This is a genomic window from Mycobacterium sp. MS1601 (assembly GCF_001984215.1).
Taxonomy (GTDB): Bacteria; Actinomycetota; Actinomycetes; order Mycobacteriales; family Mycobacteriaceae; genus Mycobacterium.
In genome coordinates this window covers 6,339,863-6,360,510 of record NZ_CP019420.1, presented here as the reverse complement: position 1 = coordinate 6,360,510, position 20,648 = coordinate 6,339,863, and the positions used below count along the sequence as shown (strand labels likewise).

Below are 20,648 nucleotides of genomic sequence, written 5' to 3'. Positions count from 1 at the left end.
CCTGTCAACGGGGCTGGGCGAAACCCCAGTCCAGCAGCGCCATGGCCTGGCCGTAGAGATCGCCGCTGCCCTTCATCTGCACCACCACCAGTCGGCGGTCGCCGCGCTGGGCGGCACCCACGTAGGTCTTGCCCGCCAGATTGGTGAAACCCGTTTTCCCGCCGAGTGCACCGGGATAGCGCTCCAGCAGCTGGTTCTGATTGTGGATCGTCTTGACGCCGTCGCGGCTGGGAAACTGCGCCGACGGGGAACGCATGATCTGCGCCAGCAGGGGATAGGACAGTGCGGCTCGAAAGATGACGCCCAGATCCCTTGGCGTGGTGAGCGATTCCCAGCCGGGTCCGTCCAGGCCCGACGGTGACAGCGCGCGGGTGCTGGTTGCGCCGACGGACTGGGCCTTGGCGTTCATCCGCATGATCGCCGCCCGGTAGCCGCCGAGCATGTCGCCGAGCATGTTCGCGGCGTCATTGCCCGACACCATCAGGATGGCCGCCAACAACTGCGTGGTGGTGTAGGCCTGACCGGGCACCAGACCCACGCACGAGCACTCGACCTGGGTGTGCACCGGTGCGGCCCTGGCGAAGTTGTTGGGGTCCAGGTGGTCGAGCACGGTCATTGCCAGCAGCACCTTGATGGTGCTGGCCGGTGCCGAGGCGGCGGTGGGGTTCTTACCGGCCAGGATGGTGCCGGTGTCCATGTCGGCGACCATCCACGACTGCGCCGGACCGTCCGGAGCGGTGGTCACCGCCCCCACCGGGGGAGCGGCGGCGGCCGGACCCGCCCCCAGCACCGCCACCAGCATCAGAGACACGATCAGCGCGAGCAGACCTTGGGGCACGACCGCCGAGCGTAACCACTGTGCGTGCGGTGCTGATCTCGAAACGGTTGCGAATCAGCAACTTCCGGTGCTCAGACACCTAGCTCGGCCCGCTCGCCCCCGGGCTCGTCCTCCCCCTCGCTCCGCTGGGGGACCCCCACACCCGCCTCGGCGACCGAGCTCAGAGCACACCGATGCCGGCGCCGCTGTTCTGGGTGAAGCCCCAATCCAGCAGTGCGCCCGCCTGATCCCAGTAGGTGGGTCCGCCCTCGACCACCAGACCGAACATCATGGCGATCACCAGCCGGCGGCCGTTGCGGGATGCGGCCGCCACGTAGGTCTTGCGCGCCAGGTCGGTGAAACCGGTTTTGCCGCCGAGGGTTCCGGGGTAGCGGTGCAGTAGTTCGTTCTGGTTGACCAGCACACGGTCGCCGGTCTTGCTGGGGAACACCGCGGTGGGCTGCGCGACGATCTGGGCGAACACCGGGTACGTCATGGCCGAGCGGAAGATGACCGCGAGGTCGTGCGGCGTGGACCAGATGTTGATGCCGGGGCCGTCGATGCCCGACGGGGACCCGGCGCTGGTGCCGTGGGCGCCCAGCGAGACGGCCTTGGCGTTCATCTTGGCCACCGCCGCATCGGTGCCGCCGACCATGCGCGCCAAGGTGTTGGCGGCGTCGTTACCCGACACCAGCAGCAGGCCCTCGAGCAGTTGCCGGGCCGTGTAGGTGTGCCCGGGCAGCACACCGGCGCAGTTGCACTCGACGCGGGTGTCCGCCTCGTCGGCCACGATCGTGGAGTCCATCGGCACTTCGTCGAGGATCACCTGGGCCAGCAGAGTCTTGATGGTGCTCGCCGGCGCGTAGGTGTTGTTCTCGTTGCGGGCGGCCAACACCTGTCCGGTGTCCATGTCGGCGATGATCCAGGCCTGGGCAGGTCCGTCGGGCACCGGCACCGAGCCCACGGGTTGAACCACCGTGATGTCGCTGAGGGGCTGAGCCTCCGACGACGGCGCAAATGCCACCAGAGCCAAGATCAATGCCAGACTCAAGGTGACCGCCACACTCGTCAGCAGCTTGCGCATGAAGAGGCAGCCTAACCCTTGAGGTCGGGCTCCTCAGAAGTGGACGTCAGTACACATCTCGGCAGTAGCGGTGCGCTCTGGTGAGCTCGTCGACATAGGCGCGGGCGGCGTCGGCGTCCAAACCGCCTGCGGAAGCAACGATCTGGTGCAACGTGTGGTGGACGTCGCGTGCCATCCGTGATGCGTCACCGCACACGTAGAGGTGCGCCCCCTCCTGAAGCCAGGCGAACAGATCCGCGGCGTGAGTCAGCATGTGGTGCTGGACGTACTTCGCGTCGTGCCCGTCGCGGGAGAAGGCGAGATTCAGCCGGCTCAACACGCCGGTCTCCAGGAAGTCCTGCAGGTCCTGGCGGTACAGGAAATCGGTGGCGTGGTGCCGGTGTCCGAAGAACAGCCACGCCTTGCCGGTGGCCGCGGTGGCCCGGCGCTCCTGCAGGAAGGCCCGGAACGGCGCGATACCGGTGCCCGGGCCCACCATGATGATCGGGACGTCCGGGGCGGGCAGCCGGAAGCCGGAATTGGGCACGAGGTGCAGCCGGACCTGCTCGGCGTGGTCGGCCAGATACCCGGAGGCGACGCCCGCACGGGCGCGGCCGCCGCGGTGGTGGCGCACGGTGGCCACGGTCAGGTGCACCCGCTCGGGATGGATGTGCGGGCTGGAGGCGATCGAGTAGTCGCGGTGCTGCAACGGTCGCAGCGTGCTCAGTACCTCGTCTGCGCGGAGCTCGGCCAGGTCCAGCAGATCGAGCAGATCGCGATCGTAGAGCCAGGACTCCAGCGTCGCGGGGTCGTCGCTGCGCAGAGCTGCGGCAGCCTCGGTATCGGCGGTGCGGTCCGCGACCAGTGCCTGCAGGTCTCGGGACGGTGTGCGGATCTCGAAATGCTCGGCCAGCAGCGTGCCCAGCGGTTGATCGTGGCCGGGCACGGTGTCGTCGGCGCTGCGGCCCAGCCGGGTCAGCACCGCCTTCACCAGTGTGGGGTCGTTGACCGGGTGCACGCCTATCGAATCACCGGACTGATACGTCAGCCCGCTGCCGGCCAGATCCAGCTCGTAGTGCCACACCTCGTCCTGGGAGTCCGCTTCGGTGAGCAGTTGTCTGGACACCAGCGCTGCGGTGAAGGGATTGCCGCGATGCCACTGCGGTGAATCGACCGGGTCGGCGGCGGAGCTGACCGGCTCGTCGACACAGGGAAGCAGTTCGATCAGGCCGGCGGTCCAGGCGGCGGCGTCGGCGTCGAAGTCGACATCGCAGTCGACGCGGGCTGTGAGCCGGGTGGCGCCCAGTTCCTCGAGGCGGGCGTCGAGCAGCTTTCCGGCGTTCGCGAAGTCGATGTAGTACTTGTCGCCCAGGCCGAGGACGGCGAAGCTCAGATGCTCAAAAGGCTTCGGTGCGCTGCTGGCATCGAAGCCTTCCAGCAGGTCCCAGAACAGGTGGGCGTTGTAGGGGAACTCGCCTTCGCCGTAGGTGGCGGTGATCGCGACAAAATGCGTGGCGGCGGCCAGCTTCACCGCGTCGACGGCGTTGAGTTCGACAGGGGTGACATCGATGCCGAGCGCTTTGGCGGCGACGGCGAATTGGCCCGCAAGTTGTTCGGCGCCACCGGTTTCGCTGCCGTATCCGACGAGCAGGGAGAACGGGTCAGGCAACGGTCCACTCCAATCACTGAGGATCGCCTAAGTTAGGGCGACCTTACTTGGAGTGTGTGTCGAATGGGTTGGTCCCTTTCCTGGCCGGTTTCGCTACCGGGAGTGTTGAATTGTCTTCCATGCTCAGCCTCGAGGAGATCTCCGACCGCCTGGAGATCCAGCAGCTGCTCGTCGACTACTCGACTGCCATCGACAACCGCCGCTTCGACGACCTGGACGCGGTGTTCACCGCGGACGCCTACATCGACTACCGCGCCATGGGAGGTATCGACGGCCGGTATCCCGAGGTCAAGGCGTGGTTGTCGGAGGTCTTGCCCAACTTTCCGGCCTACTCGCACATGCTGGGCAACCTGTCGATCACCTTCGATGGCGACACCGCCTCCTCTCGGGTGATCTGCTTCAACCCGATGGTGCTCGACGCAGATCGCAAGCAGGTCCTGTTCTGCGGGCTCTGGTACGACGACGAATTCCTGCGCACCGCCGACGGCTGGCGGATGACCCGCCGTGTCGAAACGAAGTGCTTCGACAAACTGATCTAGCAGGCGTGATTTCTGTCCGGGCAGGTTGCTCTGGCACAATGGTCGGCTGTCTGCCGTACGACTCAGGCTGTGCGGCGGTCACACACGTGAGGCAAAACCGGATCAGGGTCATCTGCCCTGATCGCTGAATTGCAGCGTGGCACTCAAACAGGAGTTTTCTTTTCCATGGCTGTGAAAATCAAGCTGACCCGGCTCGGCAAGATCCGCAATCCCCAGTACCGCATCGTCATCGCCGACGCGCGCTCTCGCCGCGACGGCCGCTCCATCGAGGTCATCGGCCGCTACCACCCCAAGGAAGAGCCGAGCCTGATCGAGATCGATTCCGAGCGTGCCCAGTACTGGCTCGGCGTCGGCGCCCAGCCCACCGAGCCCATCCTGGCTCTGCTGAAGATCACCGGCGACTGGCAGAAGTTCAAGGGCCTGCCCGGCGCTGAGGGCACCCTGAAGGTCAAGGAAGCCAAGCCCAGCAAGCTCGACCTGTTCAACGCCGCTCTGGCGCAGGCCGACGGTGGCCCGGCCAACGAGGCCATCACCCCCAAGAAGAAGAAGGCCCCCAAGGCTGACGCCGAGGCACCTGCCGAGACCGCCGACGCTGCCGAATGAGCGCTGTCGTCGTCGACGCCGTGGAGCATCTGGTCCGCGGGATCGTCGACAACCCCGATGACGTCCGCGTCGACATGGTGACCAACCGCCGTGGTCGTACCGTCGAGGTGCACGTGCACCCCGAGGACCTGGGCAAGGTCATCGGTCGCGGCGGACGTACCGCCACCGCGTTGCGCACCCTGGTCGCCGGTATCGGCGGCCGCGGGATCCGCGTCGACGTGGTGGACACCGACCAGTAGGTCGCACGTTCGTGGAGTTGGTCGTCGGTCGTATCGTCAAGGCGCACGGCGTCACCGGTGAGGTGGTCGTCGAGGTGCGCACCGACGATCCCGGCGGCCGCTTCACGAAGGGCAAAGTTCTGCGCGGCAGGGCATCTCGCGGCAAGGCCGAGCGCGAGTACCTCATCGACAGTGTCCGTGAGCACGGCGGACGGCTGCTGGTCCGGCTGTCCGGCATCGGCGACCGGGACACCGCGGACTCCCTGCGTGGCACGCTGTTCCTGGTCGAATCCGAGGATCTGCCACCCATCACCGACCCCGACGAGTTCTACGACCACCAGCTCGAAGGGCTGGCCGTACGGACCGTCGCGGGAGTGGACATCGGCACCGTCACCGAGGTGTTGCACACCGCCGCGGGAGAACTGCTGTCGATCAAGACGCCGGACGGTGCGGAGAAACTCGTCCCGTTCATCGCGGCGTTCGTGCCGACCGTGTCGCTGGCCGACGGTCTGATCGAGATCGACCCGCCCGAAGGCCTGCTGGACCTCGAATGAGGCTGGGCCCGAGTGCGCATTGACGTCATCACCATCTTCCCCGATTACCTGGCGCCGCTGAGGCAGGCACTGCCCGGCAAGGCCATCGAGAGCGGGCGGATCGAGCTCGGTGTCCACGACCTGCGGCGCTGGACCCACGACGTGCACAGGTCGGTCGACGACTCGCCCTACGGCGGCGGGCCCGGCATGGTGATGAAGGCACCCGTCTGGGGTGCGGCTCTTGATGAAATCTGTTCCGCCGAAACCCTTCTGGTGGTTCCCACCCCGGCGGGGCGGCTGTTCGACCAGGCCACCGCTGCCCGCTGGAGCGCCGAGCGGCATCTGGTGTTCGCCTGCGGCCGCTACGAGGGCATCGACCAGCGGGTGGCCGACGACGCCGCCCGGCGCATGCGGGTCGAAGAAGTGTCCATCGGGGACTACGTGCTCAACGGTGGGGAAGTGGCCACCCTGGTGATGCTGGAGGCCGTCATCCGGCTCCTGCCTGATGTCATCGGCAATCCGAAGTCGCATCAAGAGGATTCACATTCGGACGGATTGCTCGAAGGTCCCAGCTACACGCGGCCGCCGAGTTGGCGGGACCTGGATGTGCCCGCAGTACTGCTGTCCGGCGATCATGCCCGCATCGAGCGCTGGCGCCGGGAAGCAGCGGAAGAACGCACGCGGGAGCGTCGTCCCGATCTGCTGCGCTAAACCCGCCCGGCGGGGAAGATGGACCGGACCGCCTCGGTGATGGTTTCGCGCGCCGCCGTCGCACCCACGGGCTGCAACGCATAGATGACCATCAGGTAGCGCCGGTCGACACCGAGCACGCCGGTGGACAGGTGCATCCAGTCGCCGCCGATGCAGCACATCCAACCCTGTTTCACCGCAACACGTTCGGCGGGCAGGCCCTCGGGAATCCCGAAGCGCTGCGGATAGATACCCCCTGGTTGGGTGCCGTCCGGGGCGGTGGGGGTCGACGCGGCGAGATCGGCCATGATGATGCCGGCGCGTTCGCGCGGCAGGCCGCCGGTACCGGCCAGCATCATGTCGTAGTACTTGATCAGATCGGCGGCCGAGGTGATGGTGTTGAACCAGCGGCCGTTGTTCGGAGGTGACGTCTCGGTCAGTCCGTATCGCGCCGTGACACGATTCACGATCGCGCTGCCGCCGCCGCGGTTCCAAAATGTCTCGGCTGCACTGTCATCCGAGGAGCGCAGCATCAAATCCAGCAGCTGGCGATCGTCGGGGGAGAGGTCCGGCTGGCGCAGCAGCAGATCGTCGGCGATGAACAGCTTGACCACCGAGGCAGTGGCCCAGCCCGTGGTGCGTCCCGCGGAAACCTGTTGACGGGTTTCCCGATCCAGCACCATGACGGCGACGTCGGCACCCTCATCGGCGGCCGCGGCCACCGCCTGATCGGCGCGGGCCTGCAATCCGGTGAACGAGGCCGGGGGTGCGACGACGGGGGCCGGAGCCACGTCCGCGGGCGCCTGCGGGGCCACCACCGACATCTGTGGGGCATCGGAAAGATGCTGGCCGGTGGAGCCGTAGACCCGGGCTTCGCATCCGGCACAGGCTGCGATCAACGCGGCACTGGTGACGGCGACAGTTGCTTTCACAAGATTGTCGGCCTTCACCAGGTTCGACGCCCGCGAACGCATGCTGCTCCTGAGTGCGTGTATATGTCTGGGATCGGGTCCTGTGGCCTGTTGGTGTCAAGCCCTGCCCGAGAAAACCAGACTAGTGGTTTCTTTGCACATGCGCGTGGTCAGGCAGGCTCGCTGGTATGGTCCGCAACGCCGCTGACGACGCGATTTCACTGCATGCGTCGCGTCTGGCACAATTGACAAGTTGTCTGCGTGGGCTGGTAGCACCGCCTGCTGCGTGACAGACCTAAGGCACACACCGAAAGCCCCACCCATCGGCTACGGATCCGCCCGGCACAAGTGTGCTGGGTGTAGTCCATAGCCGCGACCGCAAGGAAGAGTCACCGATGAACACGCTGGACTTCGTCGACCAGGCGTCGCTGCGCGACGACATCCCGGCCTTCGGCCCCGGCGACACCGTGAACGTGCACGTGAAGGTCATCGAGGGCACCAAGGAGCGCATCCAGGTCTTCAAGGGTGTCGTCATCCGCCGGCAGGGCGGTGGCATCCGTGAGACCTTCACCGTCCGCAAGGAGAGCTACGGCGTCGGCGTGGAGCGCACCTTCCCGGTGCACTCGCCCAACCTCGACAAGGTCGAGGTGCTGACCCGCGGTGACGTCCGTCGCGCCAAGCTGTACTACCTGCGTGAGCTGCGCGGCAAGAAGGCCAAGATCAAGGAAAAGCGCTGAGTTTGCGCGCTCTGCGGCGCCGCGTACTCCCGCTGCGGGACATGCTGACTACGCTGATGCCGTGACCGACACCGAGGACTCGGCCGACCGGGCTGATGAGTTGATCGACCCGGCGGCCGATGAGGTCGATCGCAGCGCCGACGACAAGAAGCCCAAGAAGAAGAAGTCCGCTCTGCGTGAGGGTGCGATTCTTGTCAGTATCGCGTTGGTTCTCTATTACGTGATGCTGACGTTCATCGCGCGGCCGTACCTGATTCCTTCGGAATCGATGGAGCCGACGTTGCACGGCTGCGCGGGCTGCGTCGGTGACCGGATCATGGTCGACAAGCTGAGCTACCGCTTCACCGACCCGGCGCCCGGGGACGTCATCGTCTTCAAGGGGCCGCCGTCGTGGAGTGTCGGCTACAAATCGATCCGGTCGGACAACCCCGCCATCCGTACGGTGCAGGACGCGCTGTCGTTTGTCGGTTTTGTGCCGCCGGACCAGAATGATCTGGTCAAGCGCGTCATCGCTGTTGGCGGTCAGACCGTCGAATGCCGCGCCGACACCGGCCTGACCGTGGACGGCAAGAAGCTCGACGAGCCGTATCTCGACCCGAACACCATGATGGCCGACCCGGCCATCTACCCCTGTCTGGGCAACGAGTTCGGTCCCGTCACCGTGCCGGAGAATCGGCTGTGGGTGATGGGTGACAACCGAACCCACTCGGCGGATTCCCGCGCGCACTGCACCAGCTCGCCCGCCGACGCGCAGAACGGTCTCATCTGCACGGGCGACCCCATGAACGGCACCATCCCGGTGGAGAACGTCATCGGTAAGGCGCGGTTCATCGCGTGGCCGCCGTCGCGCTGGGGTGGCGTGACGACGGTGAATCCACAAGAAAGCTCGACGTCGTCGCAGGGTGCTTGAGTGCCTGCTGCCTGGCCGCCGCGCACTGTGATCCGCAAGTCGGCGGGTCTGCGCACGCTGGAGTCCGCGCTGTATCGCAGCGGGCTGGGGCCGGTGGCCGGTGTGGACGAAGTTGGGCGGGGCGCCTGCGCGGGTCCGCTGGTGGTGGCGGCCTGTGTGCTGGGACCCAACAAACTGACCAGCCTGGCTCGGCTCGATGATTCCAAGAAGCTCAACGAAAAAGAACGCGAACGGCTTTTCCCGCTGATCAAGCGGTATGCGCTGGCCTATCACCTGGTGTTCATCCCGTCGACGGAAGTAGACCGCCGGGGTGTGCACGTCGCCAACATCGAAGGCATGCGCCGTGCGGTGGCCGGGCTGTCGTTGAAGCCGGGATACGTGCTCTCCGACGGGTTCCGGGTGCCCGGCCTGCCGATGCCGTCGCTGCCGGTGATCTCCGGTGATGCCGCCGCGGCGTGTATCGCCGCGGCAAGTGTGCTGGCCAAGGTGAGCCGAGACCGGCTGATGGTGGCGATGGACCGCGAGCATCCGGGGTACGGTTTCGCCGTCCACAAGGGCTACAGCACGGCCGCGCACACCGAAGCCCTGGTCAAGCTCGGCCCGTCGGCGCAGCACCGACATTCGTTCATCAACGTGCGCCGGGTCGCCGGTGGCCAGGTGGTGGAACTCGCTGACGGCTGCGATCCCGCGCTGGAGCAGCGCAGTGAACTCGGGTAGGACAAGATGAGGGGATTGATCGACATGAAGGACAGCTGGACCGATGAGCGCTGAAGATCTCGAGAAGTATGAAACCGAGATGGAGCTCTCGCTGTACCGCGAGTACAAGGACATCGTCGGACAGTTCAGTTACGTCGTGGAGACCGAACGCCGCTTCTACCTGGCCAACAGCGTCGAGCTGATACCGCGCAACTCCGACGGCGAGGTGTACTTCGAGCTGCGCCTGGCCGACGCCTGGGTGTGGGACATGTACCGGCCTGCGCGGTTCGTCAAGCAGGTCCGGGTCATCACCTTCAAGGACGTCAACATCGAAGAGGTCGAAAAACCCGAGCTGCGGCTTCCGGAGTAGTCCGCCTGGGCCGCGGGCCCTGTGGATGTTGTTCTGACTGTGGATAACTGGGGTGTATGGGGCCGATTCCCGGGGTTGGCGTCGACGTTGTGTCGGAGGGTGGTCGCAGTCTGCGTGCATGACGGATTCGTGGACGCGGGCGCAGTTGGGCGCATACGGTGAACAGTGCGCGGTGGATCATTTGGTGGCCTCGGGGTGGGTGATCCTGAACCGGAACTGGCGGTGCCGGTACGGCGAGTTGGATGTGGTGGCCGCTGACCCGGTGTCGGACACGGTGGTGTTCGTGGAGGTGAAGACACGCTCGGGTGACGGGTTCGGTGGGGTGGCTGAGGCGGTGACGGCCGCCAAGGTCCGTCGGTTGCGGCGGTTGGCGGCGTTGTGGCTGGCCGCCCAGGATCGTCGGTGGGCGTGTGTGCGGATCGATGTCGTCGGGGTGCGGGTGGGGCGCACACGGGAGCCGGAGCTTTCGTATGTGATGGGGGTGGGGTGATGGCGCTGGGTCGGGCGTTCTCGATGGCGGTGCGGGGGCTGGCCGGGGAGACCGTGGAGATCGAGGCCGATATCAACAGTGGCCTGCCGGGGGTGCATCTGGTCGGGTTGGCGGACGTGGCGTTACAGGAGTCACGGGATCGGGTGCGTTCGGCGATCACCAACAGTGGGGCCACGTGGCCGATGTCGCGGTTGACGTTGGCGTTGTCGCCGGCGACGTTGCCCAAGGTCGGGTCGGTGTACGACTTGGCTTTGGCGGCGGCGGTGATGTCAGCCGAAGGTGGGAAGTCGTGGCATCGACTCGAAAAAGGCGTGCTGCTGGGGGAATTGGCTCTCGATGGTCGGGTGCGACCGGTGCGTGGGGTTTTGCCGTCGCTGTTGGCCGCGCAGCGGCAGGGGTGGAAGACGGCGGTGGTGCCGATTGACAACCTGGCGGAGGCCAGTCTGGTCGACGGCATCGAGGTGCTGGGAGTGGGCAGCCTCAACGAGTTCCGGAAGTGGCTGGACGGTGGCCACTTGGCGGGCCGGGTGCAGGTTGCGGCATCGACGGTCGAGGCGTCGGTGGATCTGGCGGATGTAGTGGGTCAGGCGCGGGCGCGGCTGGCGATCGAGGTGGCCGCCGCCGGTGCCCACCATGTGATGATGACGGGTCCGCCCGGAGTGGGGAAAACGATGCTGGCGCAGCGTCTTCCGGGGCTATTGCCGTCGTTGACGGAATCGGAGTCGTTGGAGGTGACGGCCATTCATTCGGTGGCGGGAGTGCTGTCGGAGTCGACGCCGTTGGTGACCAGGCCGCCGTTCGAGGCCCCGCACCACACCTCGAGTCTGGCCTCGCTGGTGGGTGGAGGATCAGGGATGGCACGCCCCGGCGCCATCAGTCGCGCCCACCGCGGAGTGCTCTTCCTCGACGAGTGCGCAGAGATCGGCACCTCGGTACTCGAGGCACTGCGAACGCCGTTGGAAGAGGGCGAGGTACGGCTGGCCCGCCGCGACGGAGTGGCGCGCTACCCGGCGCGCTTTCAGTTGGTGTTGGCTGCCAACCCGTGCCCGTGCGCGCCGCCGGATTCCCGTGACTGCATCTGTCCGGCAGCATCCAAACGCCGATACCTGGGCAAGCTGTCCGGTCCGCTGATGGATCGTGTCGACCTGCGGGTGGAACTGGAACCGGTCCGAACCACGGCCTACACCACCGAGGACTGCGAGCCCACTGCAGCGGTGCGCCAACGTGTCTGGGCAGCCAGGCAGGCTGCCGCCCAACGCTGGAAGCGGCACGGTATCAGTACCAATGCCGAAGTCAGCGGAGTTCTTCTGCGACAACGCTATCGCCTGGACAAACACACGATGGCGCCGCTGAGCAATGCGATGGGTCGTGGCCTGATCAGCATCCGGGGCGTGGATCGTTGTCTGCGGGTGGCGTGGACCATGGCCGATCTCGCCGGCCGGGACAGGCCGAACACCGACGACGTGGCGATGGCATTGGGTTTCCGCCAGTCGGGGGCGGGCCGATGACCCGCGTCGAGCAGTTGGCTTGGGCATATCTGTCGAGAGTCGCCGAACCACCATGCGCGCCATTGGCCGAATTGGTGGCGGCCGTGGGCGTGGTGGAAGCCGCTGACCGGGTGCGACGTGGTGCGGTCTCGTCACAACTGGACGCCCTGGTCGAAGCGCGACGTGACATCGACTGTGCTGCTGATGATCTGGACCTCCTCCAGCGCCGGGGCGGCCGGCTGATAACCGCGGATGACGAGGGGGAGTGGCCGGCCTGGGCGGTGCACCCCTTCACCGTGTCGAAGCCAGCGCGCAAACGCCGCTCCGACGAGCACCCACCGTTGGTGCTGTGGGCCATCGGCCCGGAGAACGCCGATGACATCTCGCGGCGTGCGGCCGCTGTCGTGGGCACCCGCGCGTGCACCGCCTATGGCGAACAGATGGCCGCGGACCTCAGCGCGGGGCTGGTGGAGTCCGGGGTGGCTGTGGTCTCCGGCGGAGCCTTCGGTATCGACGGCGCCGCCCATCGCACGGTTTTGGCCTGCGAGGGTGTGACGGTTGCCGTCCTCGCCGGCGGGATCGACGTGCCTTACCCGGCCGGGCATTCGGCATTGCTGCACAGGGTCGCGACCAACGGGTTGCTGCTCAGCGAGTATCCACCGGGAGTGCGACCGGCGCGCCACCGGTTCCTGACGCGAAACCGCCTGGTGGCAGCCCTGTCTGGCGCAACCGTAGTCGTGGAGGCTGGATTGCGCAGCGGAGCGGCCAACACCGCTGCGTGGGCACGCTCGCTGGGGCGCACCGTCTGCGCGGTGCCGGGGCCGGTGACCTCGTCGGCGTCGGCCGGCTGTCATCAGCTGCTGCGCAACGACGGCGACGCCGTCCTGGTCACCCGGGCACAGGAGATCGTCGAGGTGATGGGACACATCGGTGAATTGGCCGAGGAGCCAGAACATCCCGTCACGCCGCTGGACACCCTGACACCGGAGCAACACCGCGTGTACGAGGCGCTGCCGCGGCGCGGGACGCTTACTCTCGAGGAGATCGCCGTGGGCGCGGGGATGCCGGTGCCGCAGGTGATGGGTCAGCTGGCGCTGCTGGAACTCGACGGATTGGTGCGCAGCGACGGGGGGAGGTGGCGACTCAACAGGGCACGAGGCTGAGGTTCACGACCTTCGTCTGGCAGGCGGGGCCGCTGGCTACCGCCGGTCGAGCCGGTCGGCGGGCTCATGTAATGAATCGCGGCCAGCGGATCGGCGGGTGAGCTGGGCCGCACCCCGCCACGGACCAACCCGTTGCCGGGGCTGCTGCTCGTATAGTCGATTCAGAGCAAGCAAACGACGATGGGAGGCGATGTGGCGGGCCGACCACTGCACGCATTCGAGGTAGTACGTACCGAGCAACTGGCACCGCATATGGTGCGAGTGATCCTCGGTGGCAATGGCTTCAGAACCTTCACACCCAGCGAGTTCACCGACTCCTACGTCAAGATCGCCTTCATCCCCCCGGCAGTCGACATCGCGAAGCTGAAAACGCCGCTGACCTTGGACAGCTTCAAGAAGCTGCCCGCCAACGAGCAGCCCACGCTGCGCACCTACACAGTGCGCTGGGCCGATCCCCAGGCCAGGGAGATCGCCATCGACTTCGTCACCCACGGCGAGCACGGCATCGCCGGAGCCTGGGCGGGCAAGGTCCAGCCCGGCGAGGCCGTCTATCTGATGGGTCCCGGCGGCGCCTACGCACCCGACCCGGCCGCCGACTGGCACCTGCTCGCCGGCGACGAGTCCGCCATCCCTGCCATCAGCGCCGCCGTCGCGGCGCTGCCCGCCGACGCGGTGGGGCAGGTGTTCATCGAGGTCGCCGGTCCTGACGACGAGGTGTCGTTCCCAGCGCCCGAAGGTGTCCACGTGCACTGGATTTACCGCGGTGGCCGCGCCGATCTGGTGCCCGATGACAACGCCGGCGACCATGCGCCATTGATCGAGGCGGTGAAGAACGCTGCGTGGCTGCCCGGTCAGGTGCACGTGTTCATCCATGGTGAAGCGCAGGTGGTCATGCACAACCTGCGTCCGTACATCCGCAAGGAACGCGGTGTGGACGCCAAGTGGGCGTCCATCTCCGGTTACTGGCGTCGCGGCCGCACCGAGGAGACCTTCCGGCAGTGGAAGCAGGAACTGGCCAAAGCCGAGGGAACCGACAGCTGAGGCGTGTCGAGCAGGCGCGGGACCCCTACGGTCTGACACCGTAGGGGAGTGCAGGCTTTCGACTTCGACCCGGTTCTCGACGAGTTCGCCGAGTACTTGGCGCTCGAACGTGGCCGCTCACCGCACACCCAGCGCGCCTACCTCGGTGACCTGCGTGCACTGTTCGAGTTCGTCACCGACAGGCACCCGGGCGCGGGGCTGACGACGCTGACCCTGCCGGTGCTGCGCGCCTGGTTGGCCGCCCAGGCAGCTGCCGGTGCGGCCCGCACCACACTGGCCAGACGCACGTCTGCGGTCAAGACGTTCACTGCATGGGCGCTACGGCGCGGACTGCTCGACAACGATCCCGCTACGCGCCTGCAGATGCCCAAAGCCCACCGGTCACTGCCGTCGGTACTGCGCCAGGACCAGGCGCTGGCTGCGATGGCTGCCGCTGAACTCGGTGCGCAGCAAGGCGATCCGTTGGCGCTGCGGGATCGGTTGATCGTCGAGCTGCTCTACGCCACCGGAATCCGAGTCAGCGAACTGTGCGGACTCGACGTCGACGACGTGGACCTGCCGCGCCGGCTGCTGCGGGTGCTCGGCAAGGGCAACAAGCAGCGCACCGCACCGTTCGGTGAACCCGCCGAGGACGCGGTGCGAGCCTGGCTGGCGGACGGCCGACCGGCACTGCTGAACCGCAATTCCGGCCCGGCGCTGCTGCTGGGGGCGCGCGGCGGACGCCTGGACGCTCGCCAGGCGCGCACCGTGGTGCATCAGACGTTGACGGCGGTTTCCAACGCCCCGGACATGGGTCCGCACGGACTGCGCCACAGCGCGGCCACCCACCTGCTCGAAGGTGGTGCGGACCTGCGCATCGTGCAGGAATTGTTGGGGCATTCGACCCTGGCCACCACCCAGCTCTACACCCACGTGACGGTGTCGCGGCTGCGGGCGGTTCACGACCAGGCCCATCCACGCGCATAGGCCCTCAGTGGCGGTGGGTCAGGGTCCGTGGGCTGGTGAGACCGCGCAGGGAAGGCCACGGCAGAAAGGACTTTCGTCATCGACGCCAACCGAGAACACGTCGAATTGTCCTGGGGCCCCGTCTCTTACCTCGAATGGTCCGGTGGCCCCGCGGCGCGGACAGTGGTCCTGCTGCACGGAGCCGGGGTGGACAGCGCCGCCTTGTCGTGGGGCGGACTGGGGCCGCAGTTGGCGACGGCCGGGTACCGGGTGCTTGCGCCGGATCATCCCGGTTACGGCGCGAGTGCTCCCGGGCCGGCCACCCAACAAGGTCTCGTCGACTACGTCGGGGAATTCGTCGACACTCTGGGGCTGAAGACGTATGTGGTGGCCGGCCTCTCGTTGGGCGGTGGAATGACCATCGGCCACTCGCTGGCGCGCCCCGATACGGTGCGCGGGGCCATCCTGCTGGGCAGCTACGGCATCATGCCGCGCCTGAGCGACGGCCTCTTCTCGCCGGCACGTCAGCTGCTGACCTGGGCGATGGTGCGCACCGGGCTGCTGACTGCCCTGTCGAAGGCGACGGCTCGCAGCAACTCCGCCCTGGACGCGAGTATGGCGTCGCTGATCCGTTCGCCTGAGCAGCGCACGGCGCAGTTGCTCGCGGAGGTCAGAGCCGCCGCCCGAGCCGGCGTTGGACTGGGCAGCTTCGCCCAGTGGCAGCGAGAGCAGATCCGCTGGGACCGCTTGACCACCGACTATCGCGACCGGCTGCCGGGTTTCGCGCCGCCTGCGCTGATCATCCACGGCGACCGCGACTCCGGGGTGCCCGTCGCCAGGGCCGTCGAAGCCCAGTCGCTGATCCCCGAGGCGCGGCTGCAGATCGTCCCCGGCGCAGGGCACTGGGTGCAGCGTGACCAGCCGGTGGTGGTGCTCGACGCGATGCTGAGCTTCATGGCAGCGGTTTGAGGCGAACAGGAGTCGAGGTCAACAGATCCAGCGGGTCCACGTAATCGGCCCGCGACGAAGGCCCCCACATCGCGCCCCAGTGCAGGCAGACCGGCGCCCCGCAGCCCGCGTGACCCGGCAGCAGGGTGCCGATCGGGGTGCCGGTGCTCACCTGCTGCCCCATCCGCACCACGGCCACTACCGGCTCGTAGCTGGTCCGCAGCCCGCCGGGATGCTCCAGCGAGACCAGCGGACGGCCGGCGAGTGTGCCGGCGAACACCACTCGCGCCGGTGCGGCGGCCAGCACCGCTTGCCCGTCTGCACCGGCGAGGTCGACGCCGCGGTGGCCCGGCTTCCAGTTCGGGGAAGGTGGGTCGAACGCTCGCAGCACCGCAGGACGGGGCCGCAGCGGCCACTGCAGTCGGGTGGCCTCGGCGGCGGCCGGCGCGGCGCACGTAGCACCAAGAAGTGCCAGAATGACCAGGACAGCCCGCATCGGTGCAGTTCAGCGCGTCGGCCACGGTGGGCGCCAGTCATGGTGTCACCGGTTGGGGATCAGCTCCGCTGTGTGGACAAAGCACCTGTTAGCAGGGTGTAAACTTCTATCCGCAACTCGCATCAGTGAGTTGACTTCGCGCGCCTGCGACGCAGCCCTCGCCTGTCGTTCTCGGACAACAGTTCAAGGTTGCACCATCCTGCCGGCGGTCCCGTGTGAACCACGGGTCCGGCATGGACGCAGACGCCAGGGTTCGGCATCAACCGGTGCCGGACGACAACCGACAATGAAAGCTGGGCACAACCATGGCTGTTGTAACCATGAAGCAGCTGCTTGACAGCGGCGCCCACTTCGGGCATCAGACCCGTCGCTGGAACCCCAAGATGAAGCGGTTCATCTTCACCGACCGCAACGGCATCTACATCATCGACCTGCAGCAGACGCTGACCTACATCGACAAGGCGTACGAGTTCGTCAAGGAGACCGTCGCCCACGGTGGCACCGTCTTGTTCGTCGGCACCAAGAAGCAGGCGCAGGAATCCATCGCCGATGAGGCCACCCGCGTCGGCATGCCGTATGTGAACCAGCGCTGGCTGGGCGGCATGCTCACCAACTTCTCCACCGTCCACAAGCGTCTGCAGCGCCTCAAGGAACTCGAGGCCATGGAGCAGACCGGCGGCTTCGAGGGACGCACCAAGAAGGAAATCCTCATGCTCACGCGTGAGAAGAACAAGCTGGAGCGCAGCCTCGGCGGTATCCGCGACATGCAGAAGGTGCCGTCGGCCATCTGGATCGTCGACACCAACAAGGAGCACCTGGCCATCAACGAGGCCATCAAGCTCGGCATCCCGGTTATCGCCATCCTGGACACCAACTGCGATCCCGACCAGGTCAACTACCCGATCCCGGGTAACGACGACGCCATCCGCTCGGCCGCTCTGCTGACCAAGGTGGTGGCCTCCGCGGTCGCCGAGGGTCTGCAGGCCCGCGCGGGAATCGCCAGCGGCGACGGCAAGCCCGAAGCCGCTGCCGGCGAGCCCCTGGCCGAGTGGGAGCAGGAGTTGCTGGCCTCTGCCACAACCGGTGCCGCCACCGAGTCCGCCGAGACCACGACCACCACCGACGCTTCCTGATTCGTTCGGATCTGATCCGAGAGAGGCTTTCATGGCTAACTACACCGCTGCCGACGTCAAGCGCCTGCGGGATCTGACCGGTGCCGGGATGCTCGACTCGAAGAACGCGCTCGTCGATTCCGACGGCGACTTCGACAAGGCTGTCGAACTGCTCCGTATCAAGGGTGCCAAGGACGTCGGCAAGCGCGCAGAGCGCGCCACCGCCGAGGGTCTGGTGGCGGCCAAGGACGGTGCGCTGATCGAGCTCAACTCAGAGACCGACTTTGTGGCCAAGAACGCGGAGTTCCAGGCGCTGGCCGACCAGGTGCTGACCGCCGCCGTCGCGGCGAAGGCCACCGATGTCGACGCGCTCAAGGCCGCCAAACTGGGTGACTCCACCGTCGAGCAGGCCGTGGCGGACCTGTCGGCGAAGATCGGCGAGAAGCTCGAATTGCGTCGCGCCGCCTTCTTCGACGGCACCGTCGAGGTCTACCTGCACAAGCGTGCAGCCGACCTGCCGCCGGCCGTCGGTGTGCTCGTCGAGTACACCAGTGCGGACGCGGCCAAGGGCAAGGAAGCAGCCCACGCCGTGGCGCTGCAGATCGCCGCCCTCAAGGCCAAGTACCTCACGCGTGACGAGGTGCCCGCCGAAACCGTCGCCAACGAGCGTCGCATCGCCGAGGAGACCGCGAAGTCCGAGGGCAAGCCCGAGCAGGCGCTGCCCAAGATCGTCGAGGGTCGTCTCACCGGTTTCTACAAGGATGTCGTGCTGCTGGATCAGCCGTCGGTGTCCGACAGCAAGAAGTCGGTCAAGGCGCTGCTCGACGAGGCCGGCGTTACCGTGACCCGCTTCGTGCGGTTCGAGGTCGGTCAGGCCTGACGACCGACCCGGTTATTACTTGAGCGGCACACCAATCCGCTCAGATACAGAGACCCCGCGTCCGGGGCCGGTGATCCCGGCCGACGCGGGGTTTCTTCTTTCTGTCTAGTGCACCTTGTTGACGATCTCGGCGACGATGGCGGCGCTGGTGTCGGTGGTCACCCGGTCACCGCAGGCCGCCACGTCGGCGACGACATTGGATCTGGCGGCCAGCGACCGTGAGCAGGCCCAGCCGTCGCCACCTTCCTGGTAGTTGACCACCGATACGATGCCCTGCCAGGTCACGGTGTCACCGATGGTCCAGGTGTCGGTGACCGTGTCGGATTGTTTGAGGCTCACCGGACTGCCTGCACACACCCGCCATGTCTCCTCGGACTCCCGGACGAACCGCTCCGCCCCGCCGGCCCCGGGGTAGAGGGCCACGAACTGGAAGACGATGTAGGCGGCGTCGTCCTGGGGTTGTGTGACCCGCTGACCCAGGGCGGTGACGTATCCGGTGCCGCGGTACACATCGGCCATCGCCGAGAACGCGGCGCCCAGGCAGCTGGCGTCACCGGTGACCGTCTGGCCGGGGTCGAGTGCCACCGCACGTTCAGAGGTGTCGCTGATGGTCATGTTGGTGGTGCCCAGGATGTCGTTGAACTCCCCGGGCTTGAGGAGCAAATCCGGTAGGTCGTTGACCGTCACGTCGCGACTCGAGGCGCCGTGGGCGCCCGCAGGCACCGGAGCGCCGGGCACGGTGGTGCTGCAGCCGGTGGCAGCGCAGGCGCACAACAGGGCCGCGAGCCACCGGATCCCGTTGCTGTGGAGCACGACGACACCGTACGCGACGGTTCTTATTGGACACGTGTATTGCTAGCGTGCTGGAGGTGACCCGTGTCTCTGCCTTCGACGATGACGCCCTGGCCCACCTCGACGCCGTGGGCGTCGTCGACGCACTCCGCCGCGGCCTGATCAGCCGCGTGGAGGTGGTGGCTGCCGCCATCGCCCGCGCGGAGGCGGTGAACCCCGAGCTGAACGGCATCGCCCATCGTGCCTACGACACGGCAAGGGCCCGTGCCGCGTCATCTACGCGCTACGGCGGGTTCTTCGACGGGGTCCCCACCTTCGTCAAGGACAACGTCGCGGTCGCAGGGATGCCGACCATGGAAGGAACCGACGCGTGGCGGCCCCGGCTGGAGTCCGCCGACGGTGATTTCGCCCGGGCCTATCTTGCGACCGGGCTGGTGCCGCTGGGGAAGACCCAGATGTCGGAATTCGGCTTCAGCGCCTCCGCCGAGCACCCGCGACTCGGTCCGGTCCGAAACCCCTGGGGTCTGGATCGCACGGCGGGAGCGTCCTCCTCGGGCGCCGGCGCGTTGGTGGCTGCAGGAGTGGTACCCATCGCCCACGCCAACGACGGCGGCGGGTCGATCCGGATACCCGCATCCTGCAACGGGTTGGTGGGGCTCAAACCGACCCGGGGGCGACTGCCACTCGATCGCAACGTGCGCCAGATGCCGATCCGCATCGTCGCCAACGGGGTGGTGACCAGGACGGTGCGTGACACCGCAGCGTTCTACCGGGAGATCGAACACACCCAGCGCACCCCGAAACTGCCGCCGATCGGTGACGTCACGGGGCCGGGCCGTACCCGGCTGCGGGTGGCGGTGTTCACCGACTCGGTGAAGCGGGCGTGCGGTGCCGAAGTCCGCGAGCTGACGTCCGAAACCGCGGCCCTGCTCGAAAGGCTCGGGCACCGCGTCGAGTTCCATGACGGGCCACCTCCGGTGCCGGCCACCTTCGCCGACGACTTCGTCCTCTACTGGGCGCTGCTGGCGATGGCGCTGGTGCGGGGCGGACGAAGCCGGTTCGGCCAGACCTTCGACCGGACCAAATGCGACAACCTCACCTTGGGCCTCGAGCGGCACGCCGCTCGCAACCTGCACCGGCTGCCCGGAGCGCTGACACGACTTGCCTTGACCCGCAGGCACACTGAGCGAATGATGCGTGGTTACGACGTCGTGCTCACTCCCACGCTGACCGAGGAACCGCCCCGGATCGGACACCTGGACCCCACCGCGGACTACCAGCAGATCATCGGCAGGCTCGAGGACTGGGTGGCTTTCACGCCACTGCAGAACGTCACCGGTGATCCGGCGATCTCTCTGCCCCTGGCCGAGTCGGCCGCAGGCCTGCCGGTCGGGATGATGTTCACCGCGCGGGCGGGGGAGGAGGCGCGCCTGCTGGAGTTGGCCTTCGAAATCGAAGAGGCGCAGCCTTTCCGGCATCTGTGAGGTTCCTGTGCACTCGTGTGTCGCCACGCAACGAAATCCGTTGTTCGGCTGACA

24 protein-coding genes are annotated in these 20,648 nt (G+C 67.1%); 18 read left to right on the top strand and 6 right to left on the bottom strand.

Features of this window, described 5'->3' with window-relative positions:
- Positions 1-4 precede the first annotated feature (4 nt).
- The 3 genes from BVC93_RS30435 to BVC93_RS30425 all read right to left on the bottom strand — a co-directional run bounded on the left by BVC93_RS30435 (position 5) and on the right by BVC93_RS30425 (position 3,549).
- Positions 5-802 (bottom strand): D-alanyl-D-alanine carboxypeptidase family protein, encoded by a 798-nt coding sequence (locus BVC93_RS30435; RefSeq protein ID WP_083741480.1) that lies wholly within the window; start codon positions 800-802, stop codon positions 5-7.
- A 196-nt stretch (positions 803-998) separates the two neighbouring features.
- Positions 999-1,901, bottom strand: a complete 903-nt coding sequence (locus BVC93_RS30430) for a D-alanyl-D-alanine carboxypeptidase family protein (protein ID WP_083740649.1) — start codon at positions 1,899-1,901, stop codon at positions 999-1,001.
- 46 nt (positions 1,902-1,947) lie between these two features.
- The gene (locus BVC93_RS30425; protein WP_236950185.1) at positions 1,948-3,549 is read right to left on the bottom strand and encodes a diflavin oxidoreductase; all 1,602 of its coding nucleotides are present in this window, start codon (positions 3,547-3,549) and stop codon (positions 1,948-1,950) included.
- Between the two features lie 119 nt (positions 3,550-3,668).
- Between BVC93_RS30425 and BVC93_RS30420 the strand changes: the two genes are divergently transcribed.
- From BVC93_RS30420 to trmD, 5 genes are all read left to right on the top strand, one after another.
- On the top strand, positions 3,669-4,088 hold the full coding sequence (locus tag BVC93_RS30420; protein WP_083740648.1) for a nuclear transport factor 2 family protein: 420 nt from the start codon (positions 3,669-3,671) through the stop codon (positions 4,086-4,088).
- 165 nt (positions 4,089-4,253) lie between these two features.
- Complete coding sequence (gene rpsP / locus BVC93_RS30415) at positions 4,254-4,691, top strand: 30S ribosomal protein S16 (protein ID WP_083740647.1); 438 nt, start codon at positions 4,254-4,256, stop codon at positions 4,689-4,691.
- The gene (locus tag BVC93_RS30410) at positions 4,688-4,930 is read left to right on the top strand and encodes an RNA-binding protein (protein ID WP_068916357.1); all 243 of its coding nucleotides are present in this window, start codon (positions 4,688-4,690) and stop codon (positions 4,928-4,930) included. Before rpsP ends, BVC93_RS30410 begins: the two co-directional genes overlap by 4 nt.
- Before the next feature lie 11 nt (positions 4,931-4,941).
- Positions 4,942-5,463, top strand: coding sequence for a ribosome maturation factor RimM (gene rimM, locus BVC93_RS30405; protein ID WP_083740646.1), 522 nt, complete (start codon positions 4,942-4,944; stop codon positions 5,461-5,463).
- Between the two features lie 12 nt (positions 5,464-5,475).
- Positions 5,476-6,153: a tRNA (guanosine(37)-N1)-methyltransferase TrmD gene (gene trmD / locus BVC93_RS30400; protein WP_083740645.1), complete on the top strand. Its 678-nt coding sequence runs from the start codon at positions 5,476-5,478 to the stop codon at positions 6,151-6,153.
- On the opposite strand, the gene BVC93_RS30395 is transcribed toward trmD, so the two are convergent.
- Positions 6,150-7,106, bottom strand: coding sequence for a hypothetical protein (locus BVC93_RS30395; RefSeq protein WP_083740644.1), 957 nt, complete (start codon positions 7,104-7,106; stop codon positions 6,150-6,152). The genes trmD and BVC93_RS30395 overlap by 4 nt on opposite strands.
- A 332-nt stretch (positions 7,107-7,438) precedes the next feature.
- Here BVC93_RS30395 and rplS point away from each other — a divergent pair, with 332 nt between their 5' ends.
- The 10 genes from rplS (at position 7,439) to BVC93_RS30345 (ending at position 15,851) form a co-directional block, all read left to right on the top strand.
- Entirely contained in the window at positions 7,439-7,780 is a 342-nt protein-coding gene (gene rplS / locus BVC93_RS30390) for a 50S ribosomal protein L19 (RefSeq protein WP_083740643.1), read from the top strand.
- A 100-nt stretch (positions 7,781-7,880) separates the two neighbouring features.
- Entirely contained in the window at positions 7,881-8,690 is an 810-nt protein-coding gene (gene lepB, locus BVC93_RS30385) for a signal peptidase I (protein ID WP_236950525.1), read from the top strand.
- Entirely contained in the window at positions 8,691-9,407 is a 717-nt protein-coding gene (locus BVC93_RS30380) for a ribonuclease HII (protein WP_083740641.1), read from the top strand.
- A 43-nt stretch (positions 9,408-9,450) separates the two neighbouring features.
- The gene (locus BVC93_RS30375; protein ID WP_019346355.1) at positions 9,451-9,756 is read left to right on the top strand and encodes a DUF2469 domain-containing protein; all 306 of its coding nucleotides are present in this window, start codon (positions 9,451-9,453) and stop codon (positions 9,754-9,756) included.
- 118 nt (positions 9,757-9,874) lie between these two features.
- Positions 9,875-10,246, top strand: a complete 372-nt coding sequence (locus tag BVC93_RS30370; RefSeq protein WP_083740640.1) for a YraN family protein — start codon at positions 9,875-9,877, stop codon at positions 10,244-10,246.
- The gene (locus BVC93_RS30365) at positions 10,246-11,754 is read left to right on the top strand and encodes a YifB family Mg chelatase-like AAA ATPase (RefSeq protein ID WP_083740639.1); all 1,509 of its coding nucleotides are present in this window, start codon (positions 10,246-10,248) and stop codon (positions 11,752-11,754) included. Before BVC93_RS30370 ends, BVC93_RS30365 begins: the two co-directional genes overlap by 1 nt.
- Entirely contained in the window at positions 11,751-12,896 is a 1,146-nt protein-coding gene (dprA, locus tag BVC93_RS30360) for a DNA-processing protein DprA (RefSeq protein ID WP_083740638.1), read from the top strand. Before BVC93_RS30365 ends, dprA begins: the two co-directional genes overlap by 4 nt.
- Positions 12,897-13,088: 192 nt before the next feature.
- Positions 13,089-13,937 (top strand): siderophore-interacting protein, encoded by an 849-nt coding sequence (locus BVC93_RS30355; protein ID WP_083741478.1) that lies wholly within the window; start codon positions 13,089-13,091, stop codon positions 13,935-13,937.
- A gap of 48 nt (positions 13,938-13,985) precedes the next feature.
- Positions 13,986-14,903 (top strand): tyrosine recombinase XerC, encoded by a 918-nt coding sequence (locus BVC93_RS30350; protein ID WP_083740637.1) that lies wholly within the window; start codon positions 13,986-13,988, stop codon positions 14,901-14,903.
- 105 nt (positions 14,904-15,008) lie between these two features.
- The gene (locus BVC93_RS30345) at positions 15,009-15,851 is read left to right on the top strand and encodes an alpha/beta fold hydrolase (protein ID WP_236950184.1); all 843 of its coding nucleotides are present in this window, start codon (positions 15,009-15,011) and stop codon (positions 15,849-15,851) included.
- Here BVC93_RS30345 and BVC93_RS30340 read toward each other — a convergent pair.
- Positions 15,835-16,326: a murein hydrolase activator EnvC family protein gene (locus BVC93_RS30340; protein ID WP_083740635.1), complete on the bottom strand. Its 492-nt coding sequence runs from the start codon at positions 16,324-16,326 to the stop codon at positions 15,835-15,837. The two genes, BVC93_RS30345 and BVC93_RS30340, sit on opposite strands and share 17 nt — an antisense overlap.
- A 305-nt stretch (positions 16,327-16,631) precedes the next feature.
- Between BVC93_RS30340 and rpsB the strand changes: the two genes are divergently transcribed.
- Positions 16,632-17,459, top strand: coding sequence for a 30S ribosomal protein S2 (gene rpsB / locus BVC93_RS30335; protein ID WP_083740634.1), 828 nt, complete (start codon positions 16,632-16,634; stop codon positions 17,457-17,459).
- A gap of 31 nt (positions 17,460-17,490) precedes the next feature.
- Positions 17,491-18,318 carry a translation elongation factor Ts gene (gene tsf / locus BVC93_RS30330; protein WP_083740633.1) on the top strand — a complete coding sequence of 276 codons (828 nt, stop codon included), beginning with the start codon at positions 17,491-17,493 and terminating at the stop codon, positions 18,316-18,318.
- A gap of 105 nt (positions 18,319-18,423) precedes the next feature.
- Here the strand turns inward: tsf and BVC93_RS30325 are convergent, their stop codons facing one another.
- The gene (locus tag BVC93_RS30325; RefSeq protein ID WP_192860142.1) at positions 18,424-19,131 is read right to left on the bottom strand and encodes a sensor domain-containing protein; all 708 of its coding nucleotides are present in this window, start codon (positions 19,129-19,131) and stop codon (positions 18,424-18,426) included.
- 56 nt (positions 19,132-19,187) lie between these two features.
- On the opposite strand from BVC93_RS30325, the gene BVC93_RS30320 reads away from it, so the two are divergent.
- Entirely contained in the window at positions 19,188-20,594 is a 1,407-nt protein-coding gene (locus tag BVC93_RS30320; protein ID WP_083741477.1) for an amidase, read from the top strand.
- The last annotated feature ends 54 nt before the right edge of the window (positions 20,595-20,648 follow it).

Excerpts from the sequence above, each read along its gene's own strand:
- BVC93_RS30340 (WP_083740635.1), bottom strand. The coding sequence starts at position 16,326 with ATGCGGGCTGTCCTGGTCATTCTGGCACTTCTTGGTGCTACGTGCGCC.
- rpsP (WP_083740647.1), top strand. The coding sequence starts at position 4,254 with ATGGCTGTGAAAATCAAGCTGACCCGGCTCGGCAAGATCCGCAATCCC.
- BVC93_RS30365 (WP_083740639.1), top strand. The coding sequence starts at position 10,246 with ATGGCGCTGGGTCGGGCGTTCTCGATGGCGGTGCGGGGGCTGGCCGGG.
- rplS (WP_083740643.1), top strand. The coding sequence starts at position 7,439 with ATGAACACGCTGGACTTCGTCGACCAGGCGTCGCTGCGCGACGACATC.
- BVC93_RS30370 (WP_083740640.1), top strand. The coding sequence starts at position 9,875 with ATGACGGATTCGTGGACGCGGGCGCAGTTGGGCGCATACGGTGAACAG.
- dprA (WP_083740638.1), top strand. The coding sequence starts at position 11,751 with ATGACCCGCGTCGAGCAGTTGGCTTGGGCATATCTGTCGAGAGTCGCC.
- BVC93_RS30410 (WP_068916357.1), top strand. The coding sequence starts at position 4,688 with ATGAGCGCTGTCGTCGTCGACGCCGTGGAGCATCTGGTCCGCGGGATC.
- BVC93_RS30430 (WP_083740649.1), bottom strand. The coding sequence starts at position 1,901 with ATGCGCAAGCTGCTGACGAGTGTGGCGGTCACCTTGAGTCTGGCATTG.
- BVC93_RS30420 (WP_083740648.1), top strand. The coding sequence starts at position 3,669 with ATGCTCAGCCTCGAGGAGATCTCCGACCGCCTGGAGATCCAGCAGCTG.
- BVC93_RS30435 (WP_083741480.1), bottom strand. The coding sequence starts at position 802 with ATGCTGGTGGCGGTGCTGGGGGCGGGTCCGGCCGCCGCCGCTCCCCCG.
- tsf (WP_083740633.1), top strand. The coding sequence starts at position 17,491 with ATGGCTAACTACACCGCTGCCGACGTCAAGCGCCTGCGGGATCTGACC.
- rpsB (WP_083740634.1), top strand. The coding sequence starts at position 16,632 with ATGGCTGTTGTAACCATGAAGCAGCTGCTTGACAGCGGCGCCCACTTC.
- BVC93_RS30375 (WP_019346355.1), top strand. The coding sequence starts at position 9,451 with ATGAGCGCTGAAGATCTCGAGAAGTATGAAACCGAGATGGAGCTCTCG.
- BVC93_RS30395 (WP_083740644.1), bottom strand. The coding sequence starts at position 7,106 with ATGCGTTCGCGGGCGTCGAACCTGGTGAAGGCCGACAATCTTGTGAAA.